Below are 15,013 nucleotides of genomic sequence, written 5' to 3'. Positions count from 1 at the left end.
GCCTTCGCCGGACACGAAGCGACCGGCTCGAGTCGCTGACGGAAGGTCTTCTTCCGGAAGCAAGATCAAGGTTCGGTTGCCTCTTCATGAAGCATCACGGGGTGATGGTCCTGGGGCCGACCATCGCGGAAGCCTGGGACGACCTCTACGATCTCGAGCGGGCTGCCGAGGTGCAGACCCTGGCGCTCTCGACCGGGCGCCAGGTCATTCCCGTGGATCCCGCGATCGCCGAAGCCACGGCCCGCCAGATGCGCGCCGGCGATCCCGAATCCGCCCGCCTGCCCCTGTCCGCGATCCGGAGAATCCTGGATCGCGAGGAGCCGGCGTACCGGGACTGACGCGGCGGAAGGAACGAAGGCACGGCCGGCGGCGGATCCATCCGTCCCAAGTGCCGGGGCAGCCCGATGGGAGTTGCGCTGTCCGACAGAGGCGCCGACACGGTCCGCTGGCTCGAAGCACGGGAGGCCGCGATGCTGGCCCTGCTCGCGGTTCTCGTGAACATCGATTCCAATTCCTACGAGGAGGCCGGCGTCGATGCCGTCGCTGCCCGGATCGGTGGGTTCTCGCCGAGCATGGTGTGTCCGTCGCCACGATCCCGATCGCAGGATACGGCGATGCGCTGAAGGCCCACGTGGCCGGGCGCGGAGCCGCCAATCGGCCGGCGGTGCTGATGGGGCACCGCGACACGGTGTTCTCGACCGGCGAGGCCGCGCGGCGGCCGTTCCGGGTCTCGAATGGTCGCGCCTACGGCCCGGGCGTCGCCGACATGAAGGCCGGGCTCGCGATGAACGCCTTCCGCCTCGCCGCCTTCCAACGGGTGGGCGGGGCACCGTCTCCGCTCGTCGGCCTGTTCACCAGCGACGAGGAGACCGCGTCGCCGGCCTGCCGCCCGATCATCGAGGAGACGACGCGCGGCGCGCGCGCGGTGCTGAATTCGGAGCCGGGGCGTCCGTCGGGCGATGTGGTGACGGGCCGCAAGGGCGGCGTGTTCATGGCGTCGACGGTGCATGGCAAGGCTGTCTATTCCGGCGCCGACCCCGCGGGCGGGACCAGCGCCATCGGCGAACTCGCCCACAAGACGATCGCGCTGCATGCGATCACCGACCTCGAACGCGGCACCACCGTGAACGTCGGACTCGTCTCGGGCGGCCAGTCGGTCAACACGGTCGCGCCGCTCGCCACCTGCGAGATGGACCTGCGCTACGTCCGCCCGGAGGATCGCGAAGCAGCCATGGCACGCATCGCGGCGATCGTAACCGAGGCCATGCTTCCCGGCGCCTCGGCCGCTTTGACGATCCGCGGGGAATTCCTGCCGCTGCAGGATGCGGCCTCGCGCGCCCTGTTCGAGGCCTATGCCGGAGCGAGCGTGCGCTACGGCGCGACGGTCTCGGGCGCGTTCACGGGCGGCTGCGCCGATTCCGGATTCACCGCCAGCGTCGGCTGCCCGACTCACTGTGCGGTCGGACCCGTCGGCGGCCGGGCCCATTCCCCGGAGGAGTACCGGGAGGTGGAGAGCCTCGTCCCGCGTGCCCGCGCGCTGGCCGTGACGATCATGGAAGCTTAGCGGCCGCGCCTGTCGGGCCGGCGATCGGCCGGCCTGGACTACCCAAGATCGAGGTGGCCTCGCCGATGATCGTGGCCCGCCACGGCGCGCCTCAGGAGTCCGACCAGAAGGTCCTGATCCTTAGGGGCGAGCGCCGAGATCGTCAGGGCATGGGCCTCGTGGGCGGCGTGCTCCATCGCCGCATGGAGCGCTTTGCCCTCCGCGGTGATGCGACAGACCTGCGCCCGGCGATCCGCCAAGGAGGTCGAACGGCTGACCAGCCCGCGGATGGCGAGCCGCTTCAACGCGCCCGTCGTGGTCGTGCGGTCAAGCGCGACGGCGTTGGCCAGCGTCGTCTGGTCGGCCTCCTCGAGATCCCGCAGAAGCGACAGCAGGCTGTATTGCAGCGGTGTGATCCGAAACGCAGCGCAGCGCTCGGAAAACAGGCTCACGTGGATCTGGTGGAGGCGCCGCGCGAGGAAGCCGGGGCGCTCGGTCAGCGGCCAGGTGCGTGCGGCGGCCGCCGCGGCATCCGTCTCCTCGTGGTCGCCGGCCCTGTCGTCGGCAATCCTGTCGTCCATCGCAATCCATCCTCCGAACCAGTCTGGCACGCGGACTGCATACCGACAATTACGAAGCACACTTCGCTTTTCGATACACCAGAGCGTCGGCCCGACCGGCGCTCCGACGATGAGGCAGTCCCATGGACGATCCCCGTTTCGATCTGCTCCTGCGCGGCGGACGCATGATCTGCCCGGTCTCCGGCATCGACGGCATCCGCGACGTGGCGATCCGAGACGGGCGCATCGCGGCGGTCGCTGAGTCCGTCGTCCCGTCGGCAGCGACCGAGGTGATCGACGTCTCCGGCAAGTTGGTGCTGCCGGGCATGATCGACACCCACGGCCACGTCTACCAGTACGTCACCGGCCGCTTCGGTTTGCCGCCCGACATGGTCGGCGTGCGCTCCGGCGTGACCACGGTGATCGATCAGGGCGGCCCCTCCTGCATGACACTGCCGGGCTTCCGCCACTTCGTCGCGGAGAAAGCCGAGACGCGGGTCTACGCCTTCCTCTCCGCCTACCTCGTGGGCGGCCTCGAAGGGCACTTCTACCCGAACCTCTACAGCCCCGACGGCGTCGACATCGAGGCGACGGTCAAGTCGGCCACCGAGAACCGCGACCTCGTGCGCGGCATCAAGGGCCATGCCGAGATCGGGGGGTTCGCCCGCTGGGGCATCAAGGTCATGGAGATGGCCGCCGAGATCAGCCGCCGCTCCGACCTGCCGCTCTACGTGCATTTCGGTCAGCTCTGGGGCCTGCCCGAGAGCGGTGCCAATGGCGAGGATGCCAATACCATCATGGAGCGGGTGATCCCGCTGCTGCGCCCCGGCGACTTTCTCGCCCACCCCTTCACCCGGCATCCGGGCGGCTTCATCAACGAGGACGGCGTCGTCCACCCGATCATCCGCGCGGCAATGGATGCGGGCCTGCGGGTCGACGTCGGCCATGGCAGCCACTTCTCCTACCGGGTCGCCCGCGCCTCCCTGCCGGCGGGCGTGATGCCCTACACCCTCGGTGCCGACATGCACGGCTACAACACCGAGGTGCCGAAGCCCGCCGGCACCCCCGACGAGCACCACGACGACGAGAACCATCCCTTCCTCGGTCAGGCGCGCTTCAGCCTGACCCAAGCGATGAGCTCGATGATGGCGCTCGGCCTCTCCCTGGAGCAGGTCGTGCCGATGGTGACCTCGCACCCGGCGGAGATGCTGGGCCTGTCCGACCGGATCGGCGCGCTGACACCGGGATTCGCCGCCGACGTGTCGGTGCTCCACGACCATCGCGGCCGCTTTCTCCTGCGCGACAACGAGGACACGCAGGTCATCGCACAGCGCTTGCTCCAGCCGGCCTTCTGCCTGCGCGCGGGCAAGCGCTTCGACGCGGATTCACCGATCCTGCCGCAGGCGATCGCAGCGTGACGGCGCGCCCGATCCTCGGTGAGGGCGTCGGCGCCCGCCTGCCGCGCAAGGAGGACGACCGCCTGATGCGCGGGCGCGGCCAGTATGTCGGCGACATCCGCATGCCGAAGATGCAGGACGTAGCCTTCGTACGAAGCCCCCTGGCGCATGCCCGCATCCGGGCGATCCACGTGCCGGAGGGCTATCGCGACCGGGTGTTCACCGCGGCCGATCTCGACGGCGTGCAGCCGATCCGCGCGGTCTCGGGGCTGCCGGGCTTCAAGGTCTCGGAGCAGCCGGTGCTGGCCACGGGCAAGGTGCGGCAAGTCGGCGAGCTGCTGGCGTTCTGCGTCGCGCCGACGCGGGCCGAGGCCGAGGACATCGCCGCCTCGGTCGTCCTCGACCTGGAGGAGCTTCCGGCCGTCCATGACATGCTCGCCGCCCGCGAACCAGCTTCGGCGCTCGTCCACGAGCACTGGGGCGACAACGTCTTCCTGGAGACGCAGGTCGACGTGAACTTCGCCGCTGCGCTCGATGCGCCGATCCAGGTCTCGCGCACGATCTCCACCGCCCGCCAGTGCATGGCTCCGCTCGAGGGGCGCGGCGCGGTGGTGCATCTCGATCATCGCATGGACCAGCTTGTGGTCCACTCCGCCAGCCAGATGCCGCACATCGTGCGCAACGGCCTCAGCGAGTGCCTCGGGATCGAGCAGGGCCGCATCCGCATCGTCGCGCCCGATGTCGGCGGCGGCTTCGGCTACAAGGGCATTCTGCTCGCGGAGGAGATCTGCCTCGCATGGCTCGCCTTGCGCTGCGGCCATCCTGTGCGCTGGCTAGAGGACCGGCGCGAGCACCTCACCGCCAACGCCAATTGCCGCGAGCACCATTACCGCATCACCGCCTATGCCGACCGCGACGGAACGCTTCGCGGCATCGACTGCGAGGCCACCGTCGATTCCGGAGCGTACTCCGCCTATCCGTTCTCGGCCTGCCTGGAGGCGGCGCAGGTCGCGAGCATCCTGCCCGGCCCCTACGACTTCCCGAGCTACCGCTGCCGCACGTGGTCGGTGGCGACGAACAAGTGCCCGATCCTGCCCTATCGCGGGGTGGCGCGCACCGGCGTCTGCTTCGCGCTGGAACTCGTCCTTGACGCGGTGGCCCGCGAAGCCGGCATCGAGCCGTGGGTGGTGCGCGCGAAGAACCTCGTGCGGCACGAGCAGATGCCTTTCGACAACATCACGAACAAGCACTTCGACAGCGGCGACTATCCGAAGGCGCTCGCCCGCGCGCTCGACGCCGTCGATCTGCCGGCCCTGCGCGCCCGGCAGGCCGCGGGCGAGGCGGACGGGCGCCGGGTCGGCCTCGGCCTGTCGATCTACTGCGAGCAGGCGGCGCACGGCACCTCGGTCTATTCGGGCTGGGGCATTCCGATGGTGCCGGGCCACGAGCAAGCCGGCGCCCGACTGACCCCGGACGGGGGCCTCGAACTGCGCATCGGCGCCCATTCCCACGGCCAGGGCCTCGAGACGACGCTCGCCCAGGTCGCCCACGAGATCCTGGGCGTGCCCGTCGCGAGAACCCGTCTCGTCCACGGCGACACCGCGATGACGCCCTATTCCACCGGCTCCTGGGGTTCGCGGGTGATGGTGATGGCTGGCGGCGCGGTGGCCACCGCCTGCCGGGAACTGGCCGACCGGGCGCTCGCCATCGGCGCGCACCTGCTCCAGACCGAGCCTGTGAATTGTAGGTTCGCGGCCGGACGGGTGATCGGCCCGACGGGCGACGTGTCGCTCGAAGAGATCGCCCGCACCTGGTACCGGCGGCCGCAGGATCTCGCGCCCGACGTGAACCCGGGCGGCCTCGAGGTTACCGCCGGCTACAAGCCACAGCGCGATTCCGGCACCTTCTCCTACGCCGCGCACGCGGTGGTGGTCGCCGTCGATCCAGACCTCGGCGCGGTCGAGATCTTGGACTATGTCATCGTCGAGGATGGCGGCGTGCTGGTGAACCCGCTGGTGGTCGACGGCCAGATCTGCGGCGGGCTCGCGCAAGGCATCGGCACAGCGCTCTACGAGGAGATGGCCTTCGACGACCGCGGTCAGCCCCTCGCCTCGACCTTCGCGGACTATCTCCTGCCCGGCGCCGCCGAGGTGCCCGATCCCCGGATCGACCACATGGAGACGCCCTCTCCCTACACGCAATTCGGCGTGAAAGGCATCGGCGAGGGCGGCGCCATCGCGCCGCCTGCGGCACTCGCCAACGCGATCAACGATGCGCTCGGGCCGCTGGGCGTCGAGATGCTGCGGTCGCCGATGAGCCAGCGCCGCATCGTCGAAGCCGTGCTCGCCGCCCGCCATCGGACGGCCGTCGGCGCGAGGGCCGCCGCATGAAGGCCGCCCGCTTCGCCTACGAACGTCCCGCCGACCTCGCTGCGCTCCTCGAGCGGCTCGCCGAGGCCGACGGCTCGGTCAAGCTGATCGCCGGCGGCCAGTCCCTCGGGCCGATGCTGAACCTGCGGCTCGTCGAGCCCGACCGGGTCTTCGACGTGACCGGTGTTCCCGAGTTGCGGCGGGCGGACCTCGACGGCACGACCCTGGTGCTCGGCGCCTGCGTCACGCACGCCGACATCGAGGACGGACGGGTGCCGGACGTGACCGGCGGCGCCATGGCGCGCGTCGCCTCTGCCATCGCCTATCGTCCCGTGCGCAACCGCGGCACCGTCGGCGGCAGCCTCGTCCACGCCGACCCTGCCGCCGACTGGGTCACGGCGCTGATCGCGCTTCGGGCCGAGGTCGAGCTGGCCTCGCGGTCCGGGCGCAGGCGCCTCGCCCTCGACGCCTTCGTCCGCGGCGCCCTCGACGTGGCTCTGGAGCCCGGCGAGATGCTGGTCACCGTGCGGATCCCCGCGATCCCGCAAGGCTCCGCCTGGGGCTACGTCAAGCACTGTTCGAAGATCGGCGAGTTCGCCCACGCCATCGGTGCCGTCCTGATCGACCGACAAGCCGGACATGGACGGATGGTGATCGGCGCGATCGAGCAGGCGCCGCTCCTGCTGGCCGACGCCCGCCCGCTCTTCGGCGGCCGCATCGGCGCGGATTTCTCGGACCGCTTCGACGCGAGGGCAGCCGACGACGCCCTGCGAGAGGCGGGTATGTCCGAGGCGATCGACCGCCACGTCCACGTCACCGTGCTCGCCCGCGCCGTGGCGCAGGCGGCACGTCCCGCACCCCTACGCCTGACGGAGGCCGCATGAGCACGGCGGCGCTTGCCCGCGACGACCGGATGCCGCTGGCGCTCACGGTGAACGGCCGTGCCGTTCGCACCGAGGCCGAGCCGCGCACGCACCTGGCCGATCTACTGCGCGACACCCTCGACCTCACCGGTACCCATCTCGGCTGCGAGCACGGCGTTTGCGGCGCCTGCACGGTGCTGCTCGACGGCGAGCCGGCCCGCGCTTGCCTGACCCTCGGCGGCGCCTGCGAAGGCAGCGTCGTCACCACCATCGAGGGCCTCGACGACGATCCGATCGCCGCCGAACTGCGCGCCGCGTTCAACCGCGAACACGCGCTTCAGTGCGGGTACTGCACCCCCGGGATGCTGGTCGCCGCCCGCGACCTCGTCATCCGCCTGCCCGAGCCCGACGAGCGGCGCATCCGCGCCGGGCTTTCGGGCAACCTCTGCCGCTGCACCGGCTACGCCGGCATCGTCCGGGCCGTGCGCGCGGTGATCGCCGAGCGCCGGGCGAGGGGCATTCCCGCCGCGGCGCATGGCGGGGCGGATGCCGTGCGCGCGCTCGGGCCTGTCGGCGCCAGGACCGGGACGACCGCCGCCGCAGGGTCGACGACCGCCGCCGCCCGCCCATCGGTCGCGGCACCCGCCGCGATCCTCGATGTCGCGGACGACTTCGAGCCCGCGCATGGCTTCGCGCAGACCTTCGCAGCCGCCCATGCCCCCGAGGCTGTGTTCGCCCTGTTCGGGGATGTGGAGGCCGTCGCCGCCTGCTTGCCGGGCGCCATACTGTTGGGCACGCCGCGGCCGGATGCGGTGGAGGGTGCGCTTCAAGTACGGATCGGGCCGATCACAGCGCGCTTCGCGGGTCGGGCGCGGATCTGGCGCGACGTGCCCGCCCGCACCGGCCGGATCCTGGGGGCGGGCAGCGACGCGGGTGGACGCTCCGCCACCGAGGGCGAGATCCGGTATCGGGTGGAACCCGGCGAGGCCCCCGGCACGGCGCGGGTGGTGCTCGCTGTCGGCTACACCCTGAAGGGGCCGCTGGCGCAGTTTGGCCGCCCCGGGCTCGTGCGCGACCTTGCGGGGCGGCTCACGGCCGACTTCGCGCGCAACCTTGAGGCCCGGCTGTCCGGCGCGGCGCCCGCACCGCCGGCCGACCTCCATCCGATCCGCCTGATCCTCGGCCTGCTGCTCGATCCGCTGCGCCGGCGGTTCGCCGCGTGGCGCGGGCCGCGGCCCTGACCTTCGCCAATCGCCCCATGACGTCCCGGAGATCGACATGACCCGCAAGACCCTCGCGCCCGCCCTGACACACGCCCTGGCCCTGTCGCTGGTCCTCGCATCGAGCACGGCCTACGCGCAGGCGATCCACATCGGTGTCAACGAGCCGCTCACCGGAGCGTTCGCGGCATCCGGCACCTACGTAGTCAACGGCGCGAAGATCGCAGCCGACGAGATCAACGCCAAGGGCGGCGTGCTCGGGCGCAAGATCGAACTCGTGATCGAGGACAACAAGAGCAACCCCACCGAGGCCGCGGCAGTGGCCGAGAAGCTGATCACCAGCGATAAGACCCCGGTGCTGATGGGCGCTTGGGGCTCCAGCCTGACGCTGGCCGTGATGCCCAAGCTCGCCGACTACGAGACGGCGATGCTGGTGGAGACCTCTTCGTCCGGCAAGATCACCACGTCCGGCAACCCGTACGTCTTTCGCATCTCGCCGCCCTCGTCCCTGGAGGCCGAGACGTTTGCGCCGATGGTCGCCAAGCTTGGGCTGAAGAAGGTCGACTTCCTTATCCTGAACAACGATTTCGGCCGTGGGGCCGCGGCCGATTTCGGCACGATGCTCAAGGGCAAGGGCGTCGCCGTCGGACTCGTCGAGACCATGGATCAGGGGGCGCAGGACATGAGTGCCCAGCTGTCCAAGCTGAAGGCCTCCGACAGCGATACCATCATGATCACCAGCGCCGTCGACCAGCTGGTGCTGATCTTCAAGCAGATGGCCGCGCTCGGCCTCAAGAAGCGGGTCATCACCACCGGCGGATCGCAGAACCCGGACCAGATCATCGCACAGGCCGGCAGCGCCGCCGACGGCACGATGCACCTGACGACCTTCCTGCCCTGGTTCCCCGAGAAGACCCCGAACCCGCAGGCCACCGCCTACTTCATCGGCGAATGGAACAAGCGCGGCTTCCAGTTCGCCGGCGTCACCGAGAGTTTTCGCGGGTACGACGGCATCCGGGCGATCGCGCAGGCGATCGAGAAGGCGGGGTCCGCCGAGCCCGCCGCGATCACCAAGGCGTTCTGGTCGGTCGACTTCACCGGGCTCAACGGCCCGATCCGCTTCATCAAGGCCGGCCCCGCCGGCAAGGAGAGCGGGCAGAGCAAGCCCGACGTCTACCTGATCGAGATCCGGGACGGGAAGGTCGCGGTTCCGACCCTCTGACGCCGCCAGCCCGATCGATCCCGGCCGGCACCGAGCCCGGCCGGGCCCGCCCGCGACGGACAGGGATTGCCCGATGGCCGAATTCTACCAGCACCTCCTCAACACCCTGGTCCTCGGGGGCACCTATGCGCTCCTCGGGATCGGGCTGACGCTGATCTTCGGGATCATGAACGTCGTGAACTTCACCCACGGGGCGCTCTACACGGTGGGGGCCTACCTCACCTACCTCGCGGTGGCCGCGCTCGGACTGAACTTCTTCCTGGCGCTGCCGGCGGCGATCCTCGGGGGCCTCGTCCTCGGGGCCGCGATCGAGCTCGTGCTGCTGCGGCCGTTGCGCGGCTCCGACATCGACACGACGATGCTGGTGATGATCGGGGCCGGCATCGTGCTGCAATCGGGAACGCTCTGGCTGTTCGGCGGCGTCGCCAAGGCGATCCCGACGCCGTTTCCAGAGGCACCGCTTCAGATCGGGCCGGTTTCCGTCTCGTGGCTCCGCCTGTTCGTCCTCGGCGCGGCGCTGACGCTGATCGTGCTCACCTACGTCCTGATCAACCGCACCCGGCTCGGGCTCGCCATGCGAGCGGCCTTCCAGGACCACGACACCGCCGCCCTGATGGGGGTCAACGTGCGGCTGATCTACACCGCGACCTTCGCCATAGGGTCGAGCCTCGCCGCCGCCGCGGGCGCGCTCCTCGGCCCCGTCTACGTGGTGTTTCCGCAGATGGGCGGGATGGCCGAGCTGAAGGCCTTCGCCATCGTCATCCTCGGCGGCCTCGGCAACATCACCGGCGCCGCGATCGGCGGCTTCATCCTGGCGCTCGCCGAGGAACTCGGCGCCGGCTACATCTCCTCGGGCTATCGCGACGCGATGGGCTTCCTGATCATCATCGCGGTGCTGGTGTTCAAGCCGACCGGGCTGTTCGCCAAGGCGGAGCGCATCGGATGACCCGGCTCGCCCCCCTCGCCGTCCTTGCGAGCCTCGGCCTGCTGCCGCTGGCGCTCGGCACCAACCCGTATCTCGTCAACGCGATGATCACGACCGGCATCCTGATCATCGCGGCCATGAGCCTGAACCTGCTGCTCGGCTTCACCGGGCAGCTCAGCCTCGGGCACATCGCGTTCTTCGGCATCGGCGCCTACGTCAGTGCCCTGACGAGCCTCGGGTTCGACGTCGACCTCGGCTTCGGCCTCCGCGTCGTGCACGCGCCCTGGCCGGCAGCGATCGGCTTTCCCCTGGCGATCCTGGCGGCGGGCGCGTGCGGCTGGCTCGTGGGGCGGCTGTCGTTCCGGGTGCGCGGCGCCTACTTCGTCATCGTCACGATCTCGTTCGCCGAAGTCGTGCGGCTCGTAGCGCTGAACTGGGTCGAGCTGACCCAGGGGCCGCTCGCGCTCACCGGCATCCCGGCCTTCACCCTCGGCCTGCCGGGGCTCGGCACCTGGACCCTGAAGACCAAGCTGCAGAACTACTACCTCGTCCTCGCGGTCGGTACGCTCTGCTACCTGATCGTCGCCCGCCTCGTCGGCTCGCGCTTCGGCCGGGCGATGCGTGGGCTCAAGGAGAACGAGTCGCTCGCGCTCTCGGTCGGCATCGACGCGACCCGCACGCTCACCATCGCCGCGGTGATCTCGGCGGGAATGGCGGGCGCCGCCGGCAGCCTCTACGCGCACTATCTGCGCATCATCGACCCGGACGTGTTCCAGTTCTCCACCACCGTCACGATGGTGATCATGGTGGTCGGCGGCGGCAAGGGCACCCTGCTCGGGCCGATCATTGGTGGGGTGATCTTCGGGATGCTGCCGGTGGCGCTCCGCCCCGTGATGGCGCCCGAAGCGCAGTGGATGGTCTACGGCCTCGTCCTCATCGCGATCCTGTTCGTGGTACCGAAGGGCATCGTGCCGGGACTGGCCGGTCTCGTCCGCCGGCGCGCCGGGCCGGCCCCCGCCCCGCTCGCCGCCGAGGTGCACCCATGAGCGCGCCGCTCCTAGCGATCGACCATGTCGGGGTGCGCTTCGGCGGCCTCGTGGCCATCGCCGACCTGCAATTCGACGTCCATCCGGGCGAGATCGTCAGCCTGATCGGCCCGAACGGGGCCGGGAAGACCACTGCCTTCAACGTGATGACCGGCTTCCTGAAGCCGAGCCGCGGGCAGGTGCGCTTCCGTGGCACCCCGCTCGGCGGCCTCCAGCCCCACGAGATCGTCCGGCTTGGGCTTGCGCGCACGTTCCAGCGCACCAGCGTGTTTCCCGACGACACCGTGTTCGACAACGTGATGATCGGCCTGCACCGACGTGGGGCGTCCGGGGACCATCCGAGGCTGCTCGACACCCTGCTCGGGCGAGACGGCGCCGCGGAGCGGGCCTCGCGGGGGCGGGCACTCGAACTGCTCGATCGGGTCGGCCTCGCCGCGCGCGCCGGCGAGAAGGCGGGCGCGCTCGCCTATGGCGAGCAGCGCCTCGTCGGCGTAGCGTTGGCGCTAGTCAGCAACCCGACGATGCTGCTCCTCGACGAGCCGGTCTCGGGCATGAACGCCTCCGAGACCCAGGTCTTCGTCCGCCTGATCCGCGGCATCCGCGACGACGGCATCACGATCCTGCTGGTGGAACACGACATGCCGATGGTCATGGCGGTCTCCGACCGCATCGCCGTGCTGAACCACGGACGCCTGATCGCGCAAGGGCCGCCAGCGGCGATCCGCACCGATCCGGCGGTGATCGAAGCCTATCTCGGCCAGGGCAGTGCGGCCCGCGAGGCCGCCCACCGAGCCGCCGCGGTACGGGAGACGAGCGATGCTTGAGATCCGCGACCTCGTCTGCGGCTACGGACACGTGACGGCGCTGAAAGGTCTCACGATCGAGGTCCGGGCTGGGCAGTTCGTGGCACTGGTCGGCGCCAACGGGGCCGGCAAGTCGACGACGTTGCGCGCCATCTCGGGCCTCGTCCCCGCCCGCTCGGGTTCGATCCGCCTGGAGGGCCGCGACATTACCGGAGCCGACCCGCGCCGCGTGCTCGGCCATGGGATCGCGCATTGCCCCGAGGGGCGCCGGGTCTTCCCGCAGATGAGCGTCGCCGAGAACCTCGCGATGGGTGCCTATCTCCGGCGAGACAAGGCCGGCATCGCCGCCGACCTCGCCCGGATCTACGGCGAGTTCCCGCGTCTCGCCGAGCGCCGGGCGCAGGCGGCCGGAACCCTTTCGGGGGGCGAGCAGCAGATGCTGGCGATCGGCCGGGCGCTGATGGCGCGGCCCAAGCTCGTCCTGTTCGACGAACCGTCCCTGGGGCTCGCCCCCAACATCGTCGAGCGGATGTTCTTGGTGATCCGCGCGATCTGCGATGCCGGGACGACGGTCCTGCTCGTCGAGCAGAACGCCTTCGCGGCCTTGGAACTCTGCGACTACGCCTACTTGTTGGAGACCGGCCGCATCGTGCTCGCGGGCAAGGGCGCCGACATGATCGCCAATCCGCATGTTCGCGACGCCTACCTCGGTGGCTGACCCGGAACGGCCCGTGCGGATGCACCTCGGTCCTCTCCACCTTAGCGATGAGGCCGCACCGATACCGATCCTCGTGAGAGGGCGACATCTGATCCTCATGCGGGACGGCGAAAGGCTCGTCGCGGCGGAGCGGGCCTGCCCTCACGAAGGCGCCGACTTGTCGCTCGGACGCTGCGCGGCGGGCCGGATCCATTGTCCGAGGCACCTAGCCTCCTTTGACCTCGCATCAGGAGCGGTCTCGCCGGGCTGGTCCTTCCGTGCGCTTCGCCTCTATCGCGTAGATCAGTCAATTGACGAACTCTGGATAACTATCGATCCGACCTGAAGCATGGAATGTACGACGCGGATCTATAGTAATGGAAACGCGCCGGACAGTCAGGGCATCCTCGGCCTTCAATCGCAGGCGTTCCACGAGATGCCGTCGTTGCCCCCGATGCTTTCGACACGCCCGCCGACGCCCAGGCTTGGAATGAAGCCCCCTTCAAGGCGGCGGGCCCGCGAGCGATCCGGCGGCATGATGGCGACGTGGGCCGCGACTGCCTCGTGGGGGTCGATCAATGTCGATATGCCGAGCCGTCGTCCGATGCCGGCGTGAACGACGCTTGAGCCGTTCGGTCCCACGGCGCCGTCAATGGCGGCAGCCCCCACCCGGCACTCATCCGATCCGTTTCCCGGCCTATATGAGCTGGCTTGAAGGCCCTTCATCCCTGGGCGACATCGAACCAAGCGTTAGGAGAGAGCCATGCGTGCCGTCACCTACACCGAAGGTTCACCAATCGAGGCGCCGGGCGCGCTTGTGGACACGACCTTCGCCGATCCCGTCCCCACCGGCCGCGACCTGCTCGTGCGCGTCCACGCCGTCTCCGTGAACCCGATCGACACCAAGGTGCGGCAGGGGGTCTATCAGCAGGCCTGCACGCCGAAGATTCTCGGCTGGGATGCGGCCGGAATCGTCACGGCCGTCGGTCCCGAGGCGCGCCTGTTCAAGCCCGGCGACGCGGTGTTCTATGCCGGTGCCCTCGATAGACCTGGCAGCAACGCTACCCTGCAATGCGTGGACGAGCGCCTGGTCGGGCGGAAGCCCGACACCCTGGGCTTCTCGGCCGCCGCCGCATTGCCGCTCACAGCGCTGACCGCCTGGGAGATGCTGTTCGACCGTCTCGACGTCTCCAAGCCAGTGCCCGGCGCCGCGACTGCGCTCCTGATCATAGGCGGCGCGGGTGGCGTTGGGTCGATCGCGATTCAGCTCGCCCGGCAGCTTACCGAACTGACGGTGATCGCTACCGCGTCGCGCCCCGAGACCGCACAATGGTGCCGGGATCTCGGCGCCCACCACATCGTCGACCATTCCAAGCCGCTCGCCGCCGAGGTAGCGGCCCTGGGTCTGGTCAGCGTACCGGGCTTCGTGTTTGCGACGACAGGGACCGATGCGCATCTGCCTCAGATCATCGAGCTGCTTTCGCCGCAGGGGCGGCTCGGCCTGATCGACGATCCTGCAACCCTCGACGTGATGCCGCTCAAGCCAAAGAGCCTGTCGCTTCACTGGGAGCTGATGTTCACCCGCTCGCTGTTCGGAACGGCAGACATGGAGCGGCAGCACGAGATCCTCACCGAGGTCTCCCGCCTGATCGACGCGGGAAAACTCCACAGCACGCTCAATGAGTCGTTCGGACCTCTCAATGCCACCAACCTCGCGCGGGCTCATGCACTGATCGAGAGCGGTCGCGCGAAGGGCAAAGTCGTTCTGGAAGGCTTCGACGATTAAGCTGGCCTGCCCCTGAAAAGTGGTCCTCCCGAGCCATGTGGAGGATGTCATCATGGGTCGGAAGCAGCATACGGCTGGAGAAATCGTCGCGAAGTTGCGTCAGGTGGATATCCTGGCGTTGCAAGGCCGCAAGGTTGCCGAAGCAATCCGGTCGATCGAGATAACATAGGTCACGGACTGTCGACGCGCCGGTCGCTGGCGATCTCGGCGCTGTCGCTGGCCAACAGCACCAACCAGGGCATCCTCCAGCTCCTGCGCTGAGCCGGGTCGGGCCAGCGCGGCCGTACCGCCGCGCTGGCTGCCACGTGGGAAGGCGCCCGAAGCGGTCGCGGGGGCGCAACACACGCCGGTGCGCCGATAGTATTGAATTCGTCGGTCAGAAGGTCGCCATCACCGTCAAGGCGCCACACGAAGTCCTGACGCCTAACCACCGCCTAGCCACGGGCTCCCGCGAACCCGGCCGGAAGTCCGCGTGATGTCCCGGTTGGCGCAGCACAGCACCAGCATGTCCGAGCGTCTTCATCGGAAGCCGAGGCAAGCCGGGTATGTCAGCCGGGCCGAGTCGGAACTAGAAGACCGTTC

At 69.6% G+C, this 15,013-nt stretch carries 13 protein-coding genes and 2 pseudogenes; 13 read left to right on the top strand and 2 right to left on the bottom strand.

Going from position 1 to position 15,013, the window contains the following annotated elements:
* Nucleotides 1-80: 80 nt before the first annotated feature.
* Nucleotides 81-338: pseudogene (locus tag FV230_RS01590) on the top strand (class II aldolase/adducin family protein); the annotation flags it as partial.
* Nucleotides 339-404: 66 nt separating this feature from the next.
* A pseudogene (locus tag FV230_RS01585) lies at nt 405-1,564 on the top strand (M20 family metallopeptidase).
* 38 nt (nt 1,565-1,602) lie between these two features.
* Here FV230_RS01585 and FV230_RS01580 read toward each other — a convergent pair.
* Nucleotides 1,603-2,124, bottom strand: a complete 522-nt coding sequence (locus FV230_RS01580) for a MarR family transcriptional regulator (RefSeq protein ID WP_147840964.1) — start codon at nt 2,122-2,124, stop codon at nt 1,603-1,605.
* A 122-nt stretch (nt 2,125-2,246) separates the two neighbouring features.
* On the opposite strand from FV230_RS01580, the gene FV230_RS01575 reads away from it, so the two are divergent.
* The 10 genes from FV230_RS01575 to FV230_RS01530 all read left to right on the top strand — a co-directional run bounded on the left by FV230_RS01575 (nt 2,247) and on the right by FV230_RS01530 (nt 12,991).
* Nucleotides 2,247-3,521, top strand: a complete 1,275-nt coding sequence (locus FV230_RS01575; protein WP_147840963.1) for an amidohydrolase/deacetylase family metallohydrolase — start codon at nt 2,247-2,249, stop codon at nt 3,519-3,521.
* A 65-nt stretch (nt 3,522-3,586) separates the two neighbouring features.
* Nucleotides 3,587-5,890, top strand: coding sequence for a xanthine dehydrogenase family protein molybdopterin-binding subunit (locus FV230_RS01570; protein ID WP_147840981.1), 2,304 nt, complete (start codon nt 3,587-3,589; stop codon nt 5,888-5,890).
* Entirely contained in the window at nt 5,887-6,753 is an 867-nt protein-coding gene (locus tag FV230_RS01565) for an FAD binding domain-containing protein (protein ID WP_147840962.1), read from the top strand. Before FV230_RS01570 ends, FV230_RS01565 begins: the two co-directional genes overlap by 4 nt.
* Nucleotides 6,750-7,973 carry a 2Fe-2S iron-sulfur cluster-binding protein gene (locus FV230_RS01560; protein WP_147840961.1) on the top strand — a complete coding sequence of 408 codons (1,224 nt, stop codon included), beginning with the start codon at nt 6,750-6,752 and terminating at the stop codon, nt 7,971-7,973. The genes FV230_RS01565 and FV230_RS01560 overlap by 4 nt, the downstream gene beginning before the upstream one ends.
* 37 nt (nt 7,974-8,010) lie before the next feature.
* Nucleotides 8,011-9,174 (top strand): ABC transporter substrate-binding protein, encoded by a 1,164-nt coding sequence (locus tag FV230_RS01555; RefSeq protein ID WP_147840960.1) that lies wholly within the window; start codon nt 8,011-8,013, stop codon nt 9,172-9,174.
* Nucleotides 9,175-9,247: 73 nt separating this feature from the next.
* On the top strand, nt 9,248-10,120 hold the full coding sequence (locus FV230_RS01550) for a branched-chain amino acid ABC transporter permease (protein ID WP_147725164.1): 873 nt from the start codon (nt 9,248-9,250) through the stop codon (nt 10,118-10,120).
* The gene (locus FV230_RS01545; protein WP_147840959.1) at nt 10,117-11,145 is read left to right on the top strand and encodes a branched-chain amino acid ABC transporter permease; all 1,029 of its coding nucleotides are present in this window, start codon (nt 10,117-10,119) and stop codon (nt 11,143-11,145) included. Before FV230_RS01550 ends, FV230_RS01545 begins: the two co-directional genes overlap by 4 nt.
* On the top strand, nt 11,142-11,969 hold the full coding sequence (locus tag FV230_RS01540; RefSeq protein WP_147840958.1) for an ABC transporter ATP-binding protein: 828 nt from the start codon (nt 11,142-11,144) through the stop codon (nt 11,967-11,969). Before FV230_RS01545 ends, FV230_RS01540 begins: the two co-directional genes overlap by 4 nt.
* Entirely contained in the window at nt 11,962-12,666 is a 705-nt protein-coding gene (locus FV230_RS01535) for an ABC transporter ATP-binding protein (RefSeq protein ID WP_147840957.1), read from the top strand. The genes FV230_RS01540 and FV230_RS01535 overlap by 8 nt, the downstream gene beginning before the upstream one ends.
* A complete protein-coding gene (locus FV230_RS01530; RefSeq protein ID WP_348642117.1) occupies nt 12,638-12,991 on the top strand; it encodes a Rieske (2Fe-2S) protein in 354 nt (117 codons plus the stop codon). Before FV230_RS01535 ends, FV230_RS01530 begins: the two co-directional genes overlap by 29 nt.
* Nucleotides 12,992-13,059: 68 nt before the next feature.
* Here FV230_RS01530 and FV230_RS01525 read toward each other — a convergent pair whose 3' ends face one another.
* A complete protein-coding gene (locus tag FV230_RS01525; protein ID WP_147840956.1) occupies nt 13,060-13,314 on the bottom strand; it encodes a hypothetical protein in 255 nt (84 codons plus the stop codon).
* 94 nt (nt 13,315-13,408) lie between these two features.
* Here FV230_RS01525 and FV230_RS01520 point away from each other — a divergent pair, with 94 nt between their 5' ends.
* Nucleotides 13,409-14,431 (top strand): zinc-binding alcohol dehydrogenase family protein, encoded by a 1,023-nt coding sequence (locus FV230_RS01520; protein ID WP_147840955.1) that lies wholly within the window; start codon nt 13,409-13,411, stop codon nt 14,429-14,431.
* The last annotated feature ends 582 nt before the right edge of the window (nt 14,432-15,013 follow it).

The sequence above is a fragment of the Methylobacterium sp. WL6 genome (genome assembly GCF_008040095.1).
In the GTDB taxonomy this organism is placed as follows: Bacteria; Pseudomonadota; Alphaproteobacteria; order Rhizobiales; family Beijerinckiaceae; genus Methylobacterium.
The sequence above is the reverse complement of the archived record's forward strand: the minus strand, read 5'-3'. Positions and strand labels throughout refer to the sequence as shown.

Bases quoted from the DNA above. Each gene is read 5' to 3' on its own strand.
- FV230_RS01580 (WP_147840964.1), bottom strand. From the start codon at position 2,124: ATGGACGACAGGATTGCCGACGACAGGGCCGGCGACCACGAGGAGACG.
- FV230_RS01550 (WP_147725164.1), top strand. From the start codon at position 9,248: ATGGCCGAATTCTACCAGCACCTCCTCAACACCCTGGTCCTCGGGGGC.
- FV230_RS01530 (WP_348642117.1), top strand. From the start codon at position 12,638: ATGTTCGCGACGCCTACCTCGGTGGCTGACCCGGAACGGCCCGTGCGG.
- FV230_RS01555 (WP_147840960.1), top strand. From the start codon at position 8,011: ATGACCCGCAAGACCCTCGCGCCCGCCCTGACACACGCCCTGGCCCTG.
- FV230_RS01560 (WP_147840961.1), top strand. From the start codon at position 6,750: ATGAGCACGGCGGCGCTTGCCCGCGACGACCGGATGCCGCTGGCGCTC.
- FV230_RS01545 (WP_147840959.1), top strand. From the start codon at position 10,117: ATGACCCGGCTCGCCCCCCTCGCCGTCCTTGCGAGCCTCGGCCTGCTG.
- FV230_RS01570 (WP_147840981.1), top strand. From the start codon at position 3,587: ATGCGCGGGCGCGGCCAGTATGTCGGCGACATCCGCATGCCGAAGATG.
- FV230_RS01565 (WP_147840962.1), top strand. From the start codon at position 5,887: ATGAAGGCCGCCCGCTTCGCCTACGAACGTCCCGCCGACCTCGCTGCG.
- FV230_RS01520 (WP_147840955.1), top strand. From the start codon at position 13,409: ATGCGTGCCGTCACCTACACCGAAGGTTCACCAATCGAGGCGCCGGGC.
- FV230_RS01575 (WP_147840963.1), top strand. From the start codon at position 2,247: ATGGACGATCCCCGTTTCGATCTGCTCCTGCGCGGCGGACGCATGATC.
- FV230_RS01540 (WP_147840958.1), top strand. From the start codon at position 11,142: ATGAGCGCGCCGCTCCTAGCGATCGACCATGTCGGGGTGCGCTTCGGC.
- FV230_RS01535 (WP_147840957.1), top strand. From the start codon at position 11,962: ATGCTTGAGATCCGCGACCTCGTCTGCGGCTACGGACACGTGACGGCG.